Here is a 14,272-nt window from a genome sequence, read left to right on the forward strand (position 1 = left end):
ACCCGGTGGACGACTGGACGTTCTGGTACACCAACCAGTACCAACCGGCCGACGGCACCGGAAACTGGAACACCAGGATCGCTTCCTTCCGGCTCTCCGACTGCCACGCCCACAGCCGTCTGCACGGCCACGGGTGACAACCCCCTAGTCGGCCGGGAGCTGGGCCGAAGGACTGGGCCAGGTCAGGCGGATCTGGGCGTCGGTCATCGCGGACGTCCGGGCCGTCGGGGCCTGTTCCAGGCCGAAGCCGACCATCAGGACCTCGGCGTAGCGGCGCCAGGCGTCGGGGGCGATGTCGTGGGTGCGGTCGACGACGGCGCCGACCATGTACAGGTAGGCGTACACATCGGCGCTGGCGAAGTCCTCGCGCACTGCACCCGCGGCCACGGCCCGCTCCACCAGGCCGTCCACATGACGCCCGAGTTCGTCGCGCATCCCGGCGAGCGGGCGGGCGTCGAGGTCGGCATGGGCGAGGATGACGTCCAGCGCCCGGTCCCCGGCCCGCCACTGCGCCGCCTCCAGCAGGTAGTGGCGCAGCGCCTGACCGGGGTCCGCGTGCTCCTCGGCCGCCGCCGCGAGCGCGAGGAACGTGGTGAACCGCTCCGTGAACAGCGCGTCGACCAGTGCCTGGAGGTCGGGAAAGCGGCGGTACACGGTGCCGACCCCGACGCCCGCCTCGCGTGCGATCTCGTTGAGGGTGGCGACGGCCCCCCGCTCCGCGAACAGCCGGTCGGCGGTGTCCATGATGAGCCGACGGTTTCGTTCCGCGTCCGCGCGCAGCGGGCGTTGCTTGTCCGGGGTCACACCGGGACATTCTCCAGCACGGCCGGGCGGGGCAGTCGCCCGGCCAGGAGCAGGGTGCCGGTCACGGCGCTCCACAGCAGCCAGGAGTAGACCCCGCCGCGCTCGAACGCCCCGGCCGTACCGGTCGAGATGCCCACGCCCAGCTCGCTCAGCAGGCCCAGCACGCCGACCGTCACGCTGAAGACGCGGTAAGGCCGCGGCAGGCCGAGGCTCCGCAGGCGTCCCGCCATGATCACCACCGTGTTGGCGCACAGGATGCCGGCCATGGCCGCACCGGCATGGATGACCAGGTTGTACTTCGGCCCGTCCGCGGAGCCGTGGAAGATGCCGACGAGCACGAAGGCCACTCCGTGGGTGACCCCGAGGACGGTCAGGACGCGCCGTACCCGGCCCTCGACCAGGCGGGCCAGCAGCACGACCCCGGCCGCGAACAGGATCCCCTGGAGCGCGAACGACGTGTCCATCAGCGTGTGCGCGGGGGAGCAGATCTCGCGCCCCTGGAACCGCGTACCGCAGTCGGGTACGCCGAGGTCGCTTATGTAGTTCCGGGCGTAGCTGTAGGGCGGATCGTTCCAGGCGGCGGCGGTGACGGCTTCTGCGATCACCCATTGCAGGGCGTTCACCACCAGGATGACGGCGCCCAATGACAGCCGGCGACTGCGTGACATGGGGACTCCTCAGGGTTCGGACCACGTCGGCGGGCATCACCGTAACACTAAGCGGATAAATTTATCCGCTTGTGTGATTCGGCTGCGGGCCACCTCGACGTCGATCACTCTGAGTGCATGACTGGTGGCGTTGAGGTGGGTAGCGAGCCCGAGTCGTCGGACAGCATGAAGACGTTCGGGGCGTTCGTGCAGGGGCTGCGGGAGCATGCGGGGCTTAGCCGGGAGGAGTTCGGGGCGAGGGTGCACCTGTCCAAGCACACGGTCGCTTCGATTGAGTTGGGGCGAAGGTTGGCGGACCAGGGGTTTGTGGATGCGGCGGAGGGGGTGCTCGGGAACACCGGTGCGTTGCGGAAAGCGTTTGGGCGGGTGGCACGGCAACCCGGGTTCGCAGTGTGGTTCCGGAAGTGGGCGGATCTGGAGCGGCAGGCGATCAGCTTCGATACGTATGAGTGCAGGCTGGTGCCCGGACTGCTCCAACCCGAGCTTTACGTCCGTGCGGTGTACGAGAACGCGCTTCCGCCGCCTACTGATGGGGAGGTGGAGGCACAGGTGGCTCGCCGTATGGAGCGTCAGCAACTTTTGCAGGGTCGGCCGAATACGGCGTTCAGCTTCATCATCGAAGAGAGCGTTCTGCTTAGGGAGCTGGGTGGTCCCGAGGTGACGCGCTCCGTGCTAGACCAGATGTTGGAGTACGCAGACCTGCGGAACGTGGATCTGCAGATCATGCCGCTGCAACGCAAGCAACACGCCAGCCTGGCAGGCCCGTTGCAGATTGTGGAGACGCCTGAGGGGCGCCGATTTGCCTATGTGGAGGGGCACATGAGCGGCTGGCTGATCACCGAGCCGAAGGACGTGACTGCCCTCCACCAGCGCTATGCGAGACTGCGCTCGCAGGCCCTCACCCCCGAGGACTCCGCGAGCCTGCTGGAGCGACTGCGAGGAGACCTATGAGTACCCCCCGACTCGCCTGGTTCAAGTCCAGCTACAGCACGGATCAGGGCGACAGCTGCATAGAAGTCGCCCTGACCTGGCGTAAGTCCACCTACAGCAGCGCCCAAGGCGACAGCTGCATAGAAGTAGCCGCAGCCCCCACCACCATCCGCATCCGCGACTCCAAAGACCGCACCCGCCCCCACCTCGCCCTCACCCCCGCCGCCTGGGCCCCCTTCGTCGCGCACGCTGCCGCGCTCTGACGGTCACTCCACCTCCGTCTCGCAGCGCAGCATCCGGTCCGGCCCCAATCGTCGTATCGGGCCTGTCAGTTGGAGCCGCACCGCGCCCCGTACCTCCGCACTCGACGCTGCCACCCGCAGCTCCAGCGCCCCCGGCTCCACCACCCGCGCCCCCTCCCGGTCCGTGAACGCTGACAGGTCCGCGTGGAAATGGAAGGTCAGCCTTTTCGACTCGCCCGGGGCCAGTGCCACGCGCTGGTAGCCGATCAGCCGGACGTCCGGGCGGGTCACCGACGCCACCGGGTCGTGCAGGTACAGCTGTACGACCTCGGCACCCTCGCGGTCGCCGGTGTTGCGGACGGTGAGGGTCACGTCGTGGGAACCGTCCGTGGGGAGCTCGGCTGACGCGGGTGACGTCGGCTCCCACGCGAAGCTCGTGTACGAGCGGCCGTGCCCGAACGGGTACAGCGGGGTCGGGTCCAGGTTGCTGACCTCGCCCGCGAGGCCCAGCGGGGGCTGGAGGTAGGTCCACGGCTGGCCCCCCGGCACGCGCGGCACGCTCACCGGCAGGCGGCCCGACGGGTTGACGCGGCCCGACAGCGCTCCCGCCACCGCCGGGCCGCCCTCCTCCCCGGGGAAGAACGCCTGCACCACCGCGCCGAGCCGGCCGTGCCAGCGGCCCAGTGCGTACGGGCGCCCGGTGAGGAGGACGAGGACCACCGGGACGCCCGTCGTGAGCAATGCGTCCAGCAGGCCGGCCTGAACGCCCGGCAGCTCCAGGTCCGTGACGTCGCAGCCCTCGCCCGACGTGCCCCGCCCGAAGAGGCCCGCCCGGTCGCCCAGTACCGCCACGCACACGTCCGCCTCCGCGGCGCGGGCCACCGCCTCCTCGAAGCCCGAGGTGTCGGGGTCCGAGACGTCGCAGCCCTCGGCGAACGTGACCTTCGCGTCCGGGAGTTCGGCGCGGAGTGAGTCGAGGACGGTCGGGATGGCGATGCCCAGGTCGGCCTCGGGGTGGTGGGTCAGGACGTGGGACGGGAAGGAGTAGCAGCCGAGCATGGCGAGCGCGTCGGCGGCGCGCGGGCCCACCACCGCTATGCGGGTGTCGGGGGCGAGGGGGAGCGTGCCGTCCGGGTTGTCCAGGAGGACCACGGACTCCTCGGCCAGGCGGCGGGCCAGCGCGCGGTTCGCCGTCGAGTCGAGGTCGATCGGGCCTTCCTGCGCGGGCTCCGGGGTCCAGTCCTCGTCCAGCAGGCCCAGTTCGCACTTCTGGAGCAGGACCCGGCGGGCCGCGCGGTCCACGAGTGACTCCGGGATCGCGCCTTCCCTGACCGCCGCGACCAGTGGCCGGCCGTAGCACTTCAGCGTCGGCAGTTCGACGTCGATGCCGGCGGCCAGGGCGAGATGGGCCGCCTCCGCCTCTGTGCCGGCGACGCGGTGGAGTGTCTGGAGGAAGCCGATGCCGAAGTAGTCGGCGACGACCGTGCCGTCGAAGTCCCAGTCAGTGCGGAGGAGTTCGGTCAGGAGGCGGGGGTCGGCGGACGCGGGTACGCCGTCCGTCTCGTTGTACGCCGCCATCACCGAGCGGGCCCCGCCTTCGCGGAGCGCCATCTCGAACGGGGGCAGGGTGACGTCCGCGAACTCCCGTACCCCCGCCCGGACCGGGGCGAGGTTCCGGGCGCCGGTGGAGGAGGCGTAGCCGGCGAAGTGCTTGAGGGTGGCGATGACTCCCGCCGACTCCAGACCCCGGACGTATGCGGAGCCGACCGTGCCGACCAGGTACGGGTCCTCTCCTATCGTCTCCTCGACCCGTCCCCAGCGTGGGTCGCGGACCACGTCCAGGACGGGGGCCAGGCCCTGGTGGACGCCGACCGAGCGGAGGTCGTGGCCGATGCGCCGGCCCAGCTCCTCCACCAGCGGCGGGTCGAAGGCGGCTCCCCAGGCGAGCGGGACCGGGTAGGCCGTCGCCTGCCAGGCAGTGAAGCCGGCCAGGCACTCCTCGTGGGCGATCGCCGGGATGCCGAAGCGGCCGGCCGCGGTGATCCGGCGCTGGGCGCGGGCCAGCGCTCGCGCGCCCAGCGCCGGGTCCACCGGGGCGGTGCCGAAGGAACGGGTCAGCTGGCCGAGGCCGAGGGTGATCAGCTCGTCCCAGTCGTAGTCGGCGGTCATCTCGCGCTGCAGCGGCGCGACTCCGTCGCCGTCCGTGGCGGCGCCCACCCACACCCCGTACAGCTGGGCGGTCTTCTCCTCCAGGGTCATCCGGGTGAGCAGGTCGTCGACGCGGGCGGCGGCGGGCAGTGCGGGGTCGCGCCAAGGAGCGGTGGTCATGAAACTCCCGTCTCTGCTCTCTGCGGGCTTCTCTGCTACGAACGCTGCTACGAATGTTTCGTACCACACACCGAATGTTCCGGGAACCTATGGCGTGCGGAGGTCTTCGTCAAGGGGGAGCGCAGGGATACGATCGCGGGCATGACGCCTCCCAAGCCCGCAGAAACGCAGACGGCGACGCTCGCCGAAATCGCCCGTGAGGCCGGCGTGTCCGCTCCGACTGTTTCGAAGGTCCTGAACGGGCGTGCCGACGTCGCCCCGGCGACCCGCACCCGGGTCGAGGAGCTGCTGCGCGCCTACGGCTACCGGCGCCGCCGCGCCGAGGCCTCCCGGTCGCCGCTGATCGACCTGGTCTTCCACGAGCTGGAGAGCGCGTGGGCGATGGAGGTCATCCGGGGGGTGGAGAACGTGGCCCGGGACGCCGGGCTGAGTGTCGTACTCAGTGAGAGCGCCGGGCGGCTGACTCCCGGGCGGACCTGGGCGGACCAGGTGGCGGCGCGGCGGCCGCACGGGGTGGTGCTGGTGCTGTCGGGTCTTGACGAGTCGCAGCGGGCGCTGCTGCTGAGCCGGTCGATCCCGTTCGTGGTGATGGACCCGGCGGGGGACCCGGGGCCGGACGTGCCGTCCATCGGGGCCACCAACTGGCAGGGCGGGCTCGCCGCCACCCGGCACCTGGTCGAACTGGGACACCGGCGCATCGGGGCGATCAGCGGGCCGTCCCGGATGATGTGCAGCCGGGCCCGGGTGGACGGGTACCGGGCCGCGCTGGAGACCGCCGGGCTCCCCGTCGACCAGGCCCTGGTCAAGACCGGCGACTTCCACCACGACGCCGGCTACCGGCTCGGCCTGGAGCTGCTGCGCATGCCCGACCGGCCGACCGCGATCTTCACCGGCAACGACCTGCAGGCGCTCGGGCTCTACGAGGCCGCGCGCGAGCTGGGGCTGCGCATCCCGGAGGACGTGAGCATCGTCGGGTTCGACGATCTGCCGGTGGCCCGCTGGGTGGGGCCGCCGCTGACGACCGTACGTCAGCCGCTGACCGAGATGGCCGAGGCGGCGGCGCGACTGGTCCTTGAGATGGGGCGGGCGGAGGAGGCGACGACCGCGACCCGGGTGGAGCTGGCGACGAGCCTGGTGGTGCGCAGCAGTACGGCGGCGCCCTCCGTTCCGTGAGGGGAGTGGCCGGATGTTGACGTATTGACGGGTGGTGCGGGCGTCTCCACACTCCTCCGAAGCCAATCGGTTGTACGACCGAATCTTTCGGAGGCACCCGCAATGAGATCTCTGAGGACAGGCTCATCGCTGGCGGCACTCGTCACCGGCGCCGCCCTGCTGTTCACGGCGCCCGCGGCGCACGCCGCGGACACCCCGCTGCGCGACCTCGCCGCCGCCAAGGGCAAGGTCATCGGCACCGCGGTCACCGGCTCCAAGCTCACCGGCACCTACGGCGACCTGGCCGGCGGCCAGTTCAGCTCGCTGACCCCGGGTAACGCCATGAAGTGGGGGACGGTCGAGCCCACACATGGCACTTTCAACTGGACCGAGGCCGACCAGATCGTCGCCTTCGCCCAGGCCCACAACCAGCAGGTGCGCGGCCACACCCTGGTCTGGCACAGCCAGAACCCGAGCTGGCTGACGAACGGCACCTGGACGTCCGCCCAGCTGAGCAGCCTGCTGCAGAACCACATCAGCACCGAGGTCGGCCGCTACAAGGGGAAGATCGCGGCCTGGGACGTCGTCAACGAACCCTTCAACGAGGACGGCACCTACCGGTCGACGCTCTGGTACAACGGCCTCGGGTCCGACTACATCGCCAATGCCCTGACCTGGGCGCACGCGGCCGACCCGGACGCCAAGCTGTACATCAACGACTACAACGTCGAGGGCGTCAACGCGAAGAGCGCGGCCCTGTACAACCTGGTCAAGGACCTGAAGAGCCGGGGCGTCCCGATCGACGGGGTCGGGCTCCAGGCCCACCTCATCCTCGGCCAGGTGCCGGCCACCCTCCAGCAGAACATCCAGCGCTTCGCCGACCTGGGCGTCGACGTGGCGATCACCGAGCTGGACATCCGGATGGCGCTGCCCTCCGACAGCACCAAACTCGCCCAGCAGAAGGCCGACTTCAAGTCGGTGGTGGCCGCGTGCGTGGCGGTGAGCCGCTGCGTCAACGTCACCGTGTGGGGCTTCACCGACTCCGACTCCTGGGTGGACAGCACGTTCCCGGGGTACGGGGCGGCGACCCCGTACGACGCGAACTACGCGCCGAAACCGGCGTACTACGGCATCGCCGAGGCGCTCGGCGGGACCACGACCACCCCGCCACCGACCGGTGCCTGCACCGCCGCCTACAGCGTGAGCAGCCAGTGGAACACCGGGTTCACCGGCCAGGTGACCATCTCCTGCTCGGGCGCCTCGCTCTCGTCCTGGCAGGTGAACTGGACGTACGGCGCCGGACAGCAGATCACGCAGGCCTGGAACGCCGTCTGCACCCAGTCGGGCGCGGCCGTCTCCTGTGCCAACGCCTCCTACAACGGGACGGTGGCGGACGGGAGTTCGGTCACCTTCGGGTTCAACGCGTCCTGGAGCGGAAGCAATCCGGTGCCCACCGTCACCCTGGGCTGAAACCGGACTGAGAAGGGTGAGATTTTCCGAAGAAAACCCCTTCGCGGCGCTCGCGCTAACAGTCCCCTAATAATTCGGACTTACGTTCCTGCCTTGTGACGGGACACGAGGAGCAAGGCGACGCGGGCAGACGGGTGGGCCGGCGGTCGAGAGTGCTGAAGATCGTCGGCCTCACCCTGGCGGGGGTCATGACGCTCGGCATCGCGGGCGCGGGGTGGGTCTACTGGCACCTCAACGACAACATCAAGAGCGTCGACATCAACAGCGCGCTCGGGGACGACCGCCCGGCGAAGGAGGTGACGACGCCGACGGCCGCCGCGTCCGCGTCCGCCTCCCCGTCGCCGCTGCCCACCGGCTCGGTGAACATCCTGGTGCTGGGCTCGGACTCGCGCAGCGGCAAGGAGAACGAGAAGCTCGGCGGCGGCAGCAGCTCGGGCGCCCGCTCCGACACCGCGATGGTCGTCCACATCGACGCCGGCCGGACCTCGGCCACCGTCGTCAGCATTCCGCGCGACACCCTGGTCACCCGGCCCTCCTGCCCGCTGTCCTCCGGCGGCTCGACGTCCGTCGCCTACAACGCGATGTTCAACAGCGCCTACTCGGTGGGCGGGGCGGTGTGCGCGGTCAAGACGGTCGAGTCGATCACCGGCGTCCGCATGGACCACTACCTGGAGATCGACTTCTCGGGCTTCGCGAAGCTGGTCGACGCGCTCGGCGGGGTGACCGTGACCACCGACCAGGACATCGACGACGACGACAGCCATCTGCACCTGAAGAAGGGCACCCACCACCTGAACGGCACCCAGGCCCTGGCGCTCGCCCGCACCCGGCACGGCATAGGCGACGGCAGCGACCTGGGCCGGATAGGCCTCCAGCAGAAACTGGTGAAGGCCCTCCTCGACCAGATGGCCTCCAGCAGCCTGCTGACCAACCCGGCCAAACTCTACGAGGTCGCCGACGCGGTCACCTCCAGCCTCACCACCGACACCGGCCTGGACTCGCTGAGCGAACTGATGCGGCTGGGCCAGAGCCTCAAGGGCCTCACCTCCGACAACGTCAAGACGGTGATGATGCCCGTGGTGACCGCGCCCTCCGACCACAACCGGGTGATCGCGAAGGAGCCGGCGGCGAGCGACCTGTGGGAGTCCCTGCGGTAGGGCCCGGAGGGCGGGGCCGGAAAAAAACTTCGGGGAATTTCGGCGAGCGTGTCGATCCGGGGGAGGGCCGTTCGACGCAAGGGTGAGATGCGGGGAGAGACCCCGCCGGAACCCGAGGAGTCACCATGCCCCGTTACCTGTCGCTCGTGCGGATCGACGAGACCGCCGCCCCCGCCGAGGGGCCCAGCCAGGAGCTGATGCAGCGGATGGGCGAGCTGATCGAGGAGATCACCAAGGCCGGCGTGATGCTGGACACCGCAGGACTCACGCCGACCTCCCAGGGCACTCGGGTGCACTGGGAGGGCGGCAAGATCTCCGTCACCGACGGGCCGTTCACCGAGTCCAAGGAGGTCATCGGCGGTTACGCGCTCATGCAGTGCAAGGACAAGGCCGAGGCCCTGGAGTGGACCAAGCGGTTCCTCAAGGTGCACGAGGAGTTCTGGACCGTGACCTGCGAGGTCCGGGAGATCGCGGAGGGCTGACCTTCGCCGGCCTTCGCCGACCTTCCTGGCGTCCGTCCTGTGGTGGGTGTTGCATGGGGGGCTGTGAGCACACAGCCCCCCGCCGAGGCCGACCCGCGCCACGCCATCGAGACCGTCTTCCGGCTCGAATCGCCCCGCGTGATCGCCGGCGTCGCCCGGATCGTCCGGGACGTCGGCATCGCGGAGGAGCTGGCGCAGGACGCGCTGGTCGCCGCCCTGGAGCAGTGGCCCCGGGAGGGTGTGCCCGACAACCCGGGCGCCTGGCTGATGGCCACCGCCCGTCACCGCGCCGTCGACCTGGTCCGGCGCCGGGAGAACTACGCCCGCAAGCTCGCGGAGATCGGCCGCAGCACGGAGACGACGGCGCCGCCCGAGGAACCCGCCGACCCGGACGACATCGACGACGACCTGCTCCGCCTGGTCTTCACCACCTGCCATCCGGTGCTGTCGCCCGAGGCCCGCACGGCCCTCACCCTGCGCCTCCTCGGCGGCCTGACCACGGCCGAGATCGCCCGCGCCTTCCTCGTCCCCGAGCCGACCGTCGCCCAGCGCATCGTCCGCGCCAAGCGCACCCTGGCGACGAAGAACATCGCCTTCGAGGTGCCGTACGGCCCCGACCGGGAGGCCCGGCTCGGCTCGGTCCTGGACGTCATCTACCTGATCTACAACGAGGGGTACGCGGCCACGGCGGGCGACGACTGGCTGCGCCCCTCGCTGTGCGAGGACGCGCTGCGGCTGGCGCGCGTGCTCTCGGGGCTGATGCCGAAGGAGCCGGAGGTGCACGCCCTCGCCTCCCTCCTGGAGTTCCAGTCCTCCCGTACGGCCGCCCGTACCGGTCCCGACGGCGAACCGGTCCTCCTGCGGGACCAGAACCGCCGCCGCTGGAACCGCATGCTCATCGCCCGCGGCATCAGGGCCTTCGCCCGCGCGGACGCCACGGCGACCGGCGCCCCGGGGCCGTACGCCCTCCAGGCGGCCATCGCGGCCTGCCACGCGCACGCGTACACGTACGCGGAGACCGACTGGACCGCCATCGCCACCCTGTACGGCCTGCTGGCCGCCCGCTCCCCGTCCCCGGTCGTCGAGCTGAACCGGGCGGTGGCCGTGTCGATGGCGGACGGACCGGCGGCCGCCCTCGCGATCGTGGACCCGCTGACCGCCGAACCCGCCCTGCGCGACTACCACCTGCTGCCGAGCGTGCGCGGCGACCTGCTGGCCCGCCTCGGGCGCAGTGCCGAGGCCCGCGCGGAGTTCGAACGGGCCGCGGGCCTGGCACGCAACGAGCGGGAACGGGAGCTGCTGCTGCGGCGGGCGCGGGAGCTCTGAGCACGTCGGTTCAACAGCGCCCCGAAGGGGCGCGGGGCAGTATCAATATGCGGCTCCGCCGGGCGGGCGCGACCAGCCACGACGGCGCGGCGGACGCTCGACGGCACATCGCGGCACATCCAGCGGAGCGCTCAGGGACGTGCCGGGTGGCCCAGCAGCATGGTCGGGGCGCCCGCCACCCGGGTCAGGAAGACGATCGCCGTGTTGCGTCCCTGCGGCTTCGGCAGGGCCTTCCTGCGCAGCTCCTCCGGCTCCACCGCCGACCCGCGCTTCTTCACGGTCAGGTTCCCGACCTCGCGCTCGCGCAGCAGTGCCTTCAGCTTCTTGACGTTGAAGGGGAGTTCGTCGGTGATCTCGTACGCCGTCGCGTAGGGGGTGGCCCGGAGCGCGTCGGCCGTGATGTACGCGATCGTCGGGTCGACCAGACCGCCGGCGAGCTCCTCGGCGACCTCGGCGACCAGGTGGGCGCGGATGACGGCGCCGTCCGGCTCGTACAGGTAACGGCCGACCGGCCGGACCGCTGGGTCGGGGAGGCCGCGGCCGAGCAGGGTGCGCGGGCCCGGGAGGAGGGTGGCGCGGACGGCTCCCGGGGCACCGGTGCCGAACCAGAGGACGGCCTCCTTCACGTCACCCGCGTCCGAGATCCACTCCGCCTCGGCGGCCGCAGGGACCGCCTCGTGCGGGATGCCGGGGGCGATCTTCAGCGCGGCCACGCGGGCGGTCGACGCGGCCTCGACCGCCCAGGACAGGGGCGGTGAGTAGGCCTCCGGGTCGAAGATGCGGCCGCGGCCGCCGCGCCGGGCCGGGTCGACGAAGACGGCGTCGTGGCCGGCCGTGTCCACCTCCTGGACGTCCGCCTCCCGGACCTCGATCAGGCCGGCGAGCCCGAGCGCGTCGGCGTTCGCCCGCGCGGTGGCCGCCGTCACCGGATCCCGGTCCACGGCGAGGACGCGGATCCCGGCCCGCGCCAGCGCGATCGCGTCGCCCCCGATCCCGCAGCACAGGTCGGCCACCGAGGTCACCCCGAGCGCCTTCAGCCGCTGAGCCCGGTACGTGGCGACACTCGCCCGCGTCGACTGCTCGACCCCGTTCGGCGTGAAGAACATGCGGCCCGCGTCCGCGTCCCCGAACTTCGCCGCCGCCCGCTGCCGCAGCCGGGCCTGGGCCAGCGCCGCCGACACCAGCTCGGCGGGGTGCTCGCGGCGCAGCCGGGTGGCCACGGCGAGCTCGTCGGCGGGCGCGGTGCCGCGCACCTCGTCGAGGAGGGCGCGGCCCTCGGGGGTGAGGAGGGGGGAGAGATGGTCGTTCACCGGGTCATTGTCGGCCAGTCGGTGGATGGTTCGCCTCCGGCCGCGGTGTCTGCCCGGGTTCGGGGGAGGTGCCTGGAAGGATCCGACGCCATGCGAGCAGTCGGACAAAATGACAAGAATAGGGCAGTACTCGCCGTTGCCGCCCTCTCCGCAGCCGTCGCCGTCGTCTCCGGCTGCGCCGGACCGGGGAGCGGGGCGGAGGTCCGCCCCGCCGCGGGCCAGCAGGCCCACCAGGGTGCCGCTCCCGACTCCCGTGCCGCCCTGGTCGCCGCCGCCCGGCGCTGGGGGCTGGACGCGGTCCCGCTGCGGCCCCCGGCCCCGCCGAAGCTCAAGCCGAGGATCACCGCTCGCGACGGCTTCGAGGTGGACGGCCAGGTGGAGGACGACCTGCCCCCGGTCTTCACCACGATCCCGACCAGGAAGAAGGTCGTCTTCCTCACCATCGACGACGGCGCCGAGAAGGACCCGGACTTCCTGCGGATGATGAGCGAACTGCGGATCCCCTACAGCGCGTTCCTCAGCAACTACCTGGTCAAGGACGACTACGGCTACTTCCGCCGGATGCAGGCCGAGGGGCACACCCTCAACAACCACACCCTCACCCACCCCTACCTGCCGGGCCTGACCTACGACGAGCAGAAGCACGAGATCTGCGGCATGCAGGAGATCATGAAGAAGCAGTTCGGCAAGGCGCCGACGGTCTTCCGCCCGCCCTACGGCAACTACAACGGCGACACCCTGCGCGCCGCCAAGGCCTGCGGCATCAAGTACGCGCCGATCTGGGACGAGGAGGTGTTCGTCGACCACTGGGAGTACCGCGAGTGGGACCGCGGACTGCACCCCGGTGACATCGTCCTCACGCACTTCCGGGGCCGGAACGACTGGGACGGCACCATGGTCGACGACATGCGCCGCTTTCTGAACAAGGTCACCCGCGACGGCTATGCGGTGGCGCGCCTGGAGGACTACCTGTGAGCCGACTGAGGGCGACGGCCGCGCTGCTGGCCGCCGCCCTCCTCCTGTCGGCCTGCGCGCCGTCCGTCGACCCCATCGAACGGCTCGGCAGGAAGGCGGCCGACCGGGTACGCCCGCACGGCCCGGCCGGCGTGCCCGCATACCGCCAGTGGGGCCTGGCCGCGCCCCTCTCCCCGGCGCCCCGCCCGCCGCTGCACCCGCTGGCCTTCCGTACCGCCCTGCCGCCGGTCGTCGACCACATCCCCACGTCCGACCGGGTCGTCTTCCTCACCTACGACGACGGCGCCGAGAAGGACCCCCGCTTCGTCGACATGGTCCGCGAACTGCGCCTGCCGGTGAGCATGTTCCTCACGGACAGCGTGGTCGGCCCCGGCTACGGCCACTTCGCCCGCCTCCAGTCGGTCGGCGCGAGCGTCCAGAACCACACCCTCGACCACCCGGCCATGTCCGGTCTGCCGTACGCGGGCCAGCGCGCCGAGATCTGCGGCCAGCAGGAGAAGCTGAAGTCCCGCTTCGGCATCCGCCCCCGCCTCTTCCGCCCGCCCTACGGCACCTACGACACCACCACCCTCCGCGCGGCCGCCGACTGCGGTGTCACGGCGGTGGTCCTCTGGCGGGCGGCGATGACACCCGACGGCATCACCTACCGGAACGGGGACAAGCAGCTCCGCCCCGGCGACATCGTCCTGGTGGGCCCCGACGAGGCACTCGGACCGACCCTCAGGGAGCGCACCACCCGGCTGCTGCGCCGGGTGCAGGCGAGCGGGCTGACGGTGGGTCGGCTTGAGGACTACCTCTAGCCCGGTGTGGCTTTAATCATCAAGTCAACGATGTCGCCCTTCTCCGTCAAGTACGAGCACGATGGATCCGTGTTAACTTGAATATTCACGTCAATGGATCCTCGCGCGGAGCAGGGGGCACAACATGAGCGCACTACTGACACCCGGTGTGGAGGTGCGGCGCGGTGACGCGCGGCTCGCGAGCCGGCTGTCCTGGCTGGACTCGAAGCACTCGTTCTCCCTCGGCACGCACCGGCCGGACCCGGCCAACACGCACCACGGGGTGCTGCTGGTCAACAACGAGGACGTGGTGCAGCCGGGCACGGGCTTCGAGACCCACCCGCACCGGGACATGGAGATCGTCACCTGGGTGCTCCAGGGCTCGCTGGTCCACCAGGACTCCGGCGGCCACCCCGGCGTGATCTACCCGGGCCTGGCCCAGCGGATGAGCGCCGGCACCGGCATCCTGCACTCGGAGAAGAACGACACCCACCGGGCCGCCGGCGGGCCCCCCGCCGACCCCGTGCCGCCCCACCGCCGGTCCCCCCGCCGCCGCCCCCAGCCGTGCGCTGCTCCACCCCGTCAGGACCAGGGCCGCGAGGCCCGATCCCACCGTCCCCGGCAGCCGCCAGTCCGCCGGTGGCAGGAC

The 14,272-nt window shown here is 71.2% G+C and carries 14 protein-coding genes; 10 read left to right on the plus strand and 4 right to left on the minus strand.

Annotated features, from left to right (window positions below; genetic code table 11):
- Nucleotides 1-144 precede the first annotated feature (144 nt).
- Together KVT45_RS47980 and KVT45_RS47985 are read right to left on the minus strand one after the other, a co-directional pair.
- Complete coding sequence (locus KVT45_RS47980) at nucleotides 145-804, minus strand: helix-turn-helix domain-containing protein (RefSeq protein WP_308311094.1); 660 nt, start codon at nucleotides 802-804, stop codon at nucleotides 145-147.
- Entirely contained in the window at nucleotides 801-1,472 is a 672-nt protein-coding gene (locus KVT45_RS47985) for a DUF998 domain-containing protein (RefSeq protein ID WP_217558502.1), read from the minus strand. Before KVT45_RS47985 ends, KVT45_RS47980 begins: the two co-directional genes overlap by 4 nt.
- A 117-nt stretch (nucleotides 1,473-1,589) precedes the next feature.
- On the opposite strand from KVT45_RS47985, the gene KVT45_RS47990 reads away from it, so the two are divergent.
- On the plus strand, nucleotides 1,590-2,423 hold the full coding sequence (locus tag KVT45_RS47990) for a helix-turn-helix transcriptional regulator (RefSeq protein ID WP_217558511.1): 834 nt from the start codon (nucleotides 1,590-1,592) through the stop codon (nucleotides 2,421-2,423).
- Nucleotides 2,420-2,665: a DUF397 domain-containing protein gene (locus KVT45_RS47995; protein WP_217558526.1), complete on the plus strand. Its 246-nt coding sequence runs from the start codon at nucleotides 2,420-2,422 to the stop codon at nucleotides 2,663-2,665. The genes KVT45_RS47990 and KVT45_RS47995 overlap by 4 nt, the downstream gene beginning before the upstream one ends.
- Nucleotides 2,666-2,668: 3 nt before the next feature.
- On the opposite strand, the gene KVT45_RS48000 is transcribed toward KVT45_RS47995, so the two are convergent.
- A complete protein-coding gene (locus tag KVT45_RS48000) occupies nucleotides 2,669-4,972 on the minus strand; it encodes a glycoside hydrolase family 3 N-terminal domain-containing protein (protein ID WP_217558542.1) in 2,304 nt (767 codons plus the stop codon).
- 141 nt (nucleotides 4,973-5,113) lie between these two features.
- Here KVT45_RS48000 and KVT45_RS48005 point away from each other — a divergent pair, with 141 nt between their 5' ends.
- The 5 genes from KVT45_RS48005 (at nucleotide 5,114) to KVT45_RS48025 (ending at nucleotide 10,559) form a co-directional block, all read left to right on the plus strand.
- Complete coding sequence (locus KVT45_RS48005; protein ID WP_217558545.1) at nucleotides 5,114-6,145, plus strand: LacI family DNA-binding transcriptional regulator; 1,032 nt, start codon at nucleotides 5,114-5,116, stop codon at nucleotides 6,143-6,145.
- Nucleotides 6,146-6,247: 102 nt separating this feature from the next.
- Nucleotides 6,248-7,594, plus strand: a complete 1,347-nt coding sequence (locus tag KVT45_RS48010; RefSeq protein WP_217558555.1) for an endo-1,4-beta-xylanase — start codon at nucleotides 6,248-6,250, stop codon at nucleotides 7,592-7,594.
- Nucleotides 7,595-7,746: 152 nt separating this feature from the next.
- Nucleotides 7,747-8,751, plus strand: coding sequence for an LCP family protein (locus tag KVT45_RS48015; RefSeq protein WP_217558632.1), 1,005 nt, complete (start codon nucleotides 7,747-7,749; stop codon nucleotides 8,749-8,751).
- A gap of 125 nt (nucleotides 8,752-8,876) precedes the next feature.
- Nucleotides 8,877-9,233: a YciI family protein gene (locus tag KVT45_RS48020; RefSeq protein WP_217558557.1), complete on the plus strand. Its 357-nt coding sequence runs from the start codon at nucleotides 8,877-8,879 to the stop codon at nucleotides 9,231-9,233.
- 63 nt (nucleotides 9,234-9,296) lie between these two features.
- Entirely contained in the window at nucleotides 9,297-10,559 is a 1,263-nt protein-coding gene (locus KVT45_RS48025; protein ID WP_217558566.1) for an RNA polymerase sigma factor, read from the plus strand.
- 131 nt (nucleotides 10,560-10,690) lie between these two features.
- On the opposite strand, the gene KVT45_RS48030 is transcribed toward KVT45_RS48025, so the two are convergent.
- A complete protein-coding gene (locus KVT45_RS48030; protein WP_308311095.1) occupies nucleotides 10,691-11,869 on the minus strand; it encodes a class I SAM-dependent methyltransferase in 1,179 nt (392 codons plus the stop codon).
- Between the two features lie 90 nt (nucleotides 11,870-11,959).
- Between KVT45_RS48030 and KVT45_RS48035 the strand changes: the two genes are divergently transcribed.
- The 3 genes from KVT45_RS48035 to KVT45_RS48045 all read left to right on the plus strand — a co-directional run.
- On the plus strand, nucleotides 11,960-12,844 hold the full coding sequence (locus KVT45_RS48035) for a polysaccharide deacetylase family protein (RefSeq protein WP_217558588.1): 885 nt from the start codon (nucleotides 11,960-11,962) through the stop codon (nucleotides 12,842-12,844).
- Between the two features lie 5 nt (nucleotides 12,845-12,849).
- Nucleotides 12,850-13,644 (plus strand): polysaccharide deacetylase family protein, encoded by a 795-nt coding sequence (locus KVT45_RS48040; RefSeq protein WP_254648421.1) that lies wholly within the window; start codon nucleotides 12,850-12,852, stop codon nucleotides 13,642-13,644.
- 124 nt (nucleotides 13,645-13,768) lie between these two features.
- On the plus strand, nucleotides 13,769-14,272 hold a 504-nt coding region (locus KVT45_RS48045), incomplete at its 3' end, for a pirin family protein (protein ID WP_217558604.1).

The sequence above is a fragment of the Streptomyces sp. GbtcB6 genome, assembly GCF_019091475.1.
Taxonomy (GTDB): domain Bacteria; phylum Actinomycetota; class Actinomycetes; order Streptomycetales; family Streptomycetaceae; genus Streptomyces; species Streptomyces hyaluromycini.

Excerpts from the sequence above, each read along its gene's own strand:
- KVT45_RS47985 (WP_217558502.1), bottom strand. The coding sequence starts at position 1,472 with ATGTCACGCAGTCGCCGGCTGTCATTGGGCGCCGTCATCCTGGTGGTG.
- KVT45_RS47990 (WP_217558511.1), top strand. The coding sequence starts at position 1,590 with ATGACTGGTGGCGTTGAGGTGGGTAGCGAGCCCGAGTCGTCGGACAGC.
- KVT45_RS47995 (WP_217558526.1), top strand. The coding sequence starts at position 2,420 with ATGAGTACCCCCCGACTCGCCTGGTTCAAGTCCAGCTACAGCACGGAT.
- KVT45_RS48000 (WP_217558542.1), bottom strand. The coding sequence starts at position 4,972 with ATGACCACCGCTCCTTGGCGCGACCCCGCACTGCCCGCCGCCGCCCGC.
- KVT45_RS48005 (WP_217558545.1), top strand. The coding sequence starts at position 5,114 with ATGACGCCTCCCAAGCCCGCAGAAACGCAGACGGCGACGCTCGCCGAA.
- KVT45_RS48010 (WP_217558555.1), top strand. The coding sequence starts at position 6,248 with ATGAGATCTCTGAGGACAGGCTCATCGCTGGCGGCACTCGTCACCGGC.
- KVT45_RS48020 (WP_217558557.1), top strand. The coding sequence starts at position 8,877 with ATGCCCCGTTACCTGTCGCTCGTGCGGATCGACGAGACCGCCGCCCCC.
- KVT45_RS48035 (WP_217558588.1), top strand. The coding sequence starts at position 11,960 with ATGCGAGCAGTCGGACAAAATGACAAGAATAGGGCAGTACTCGCCGTT.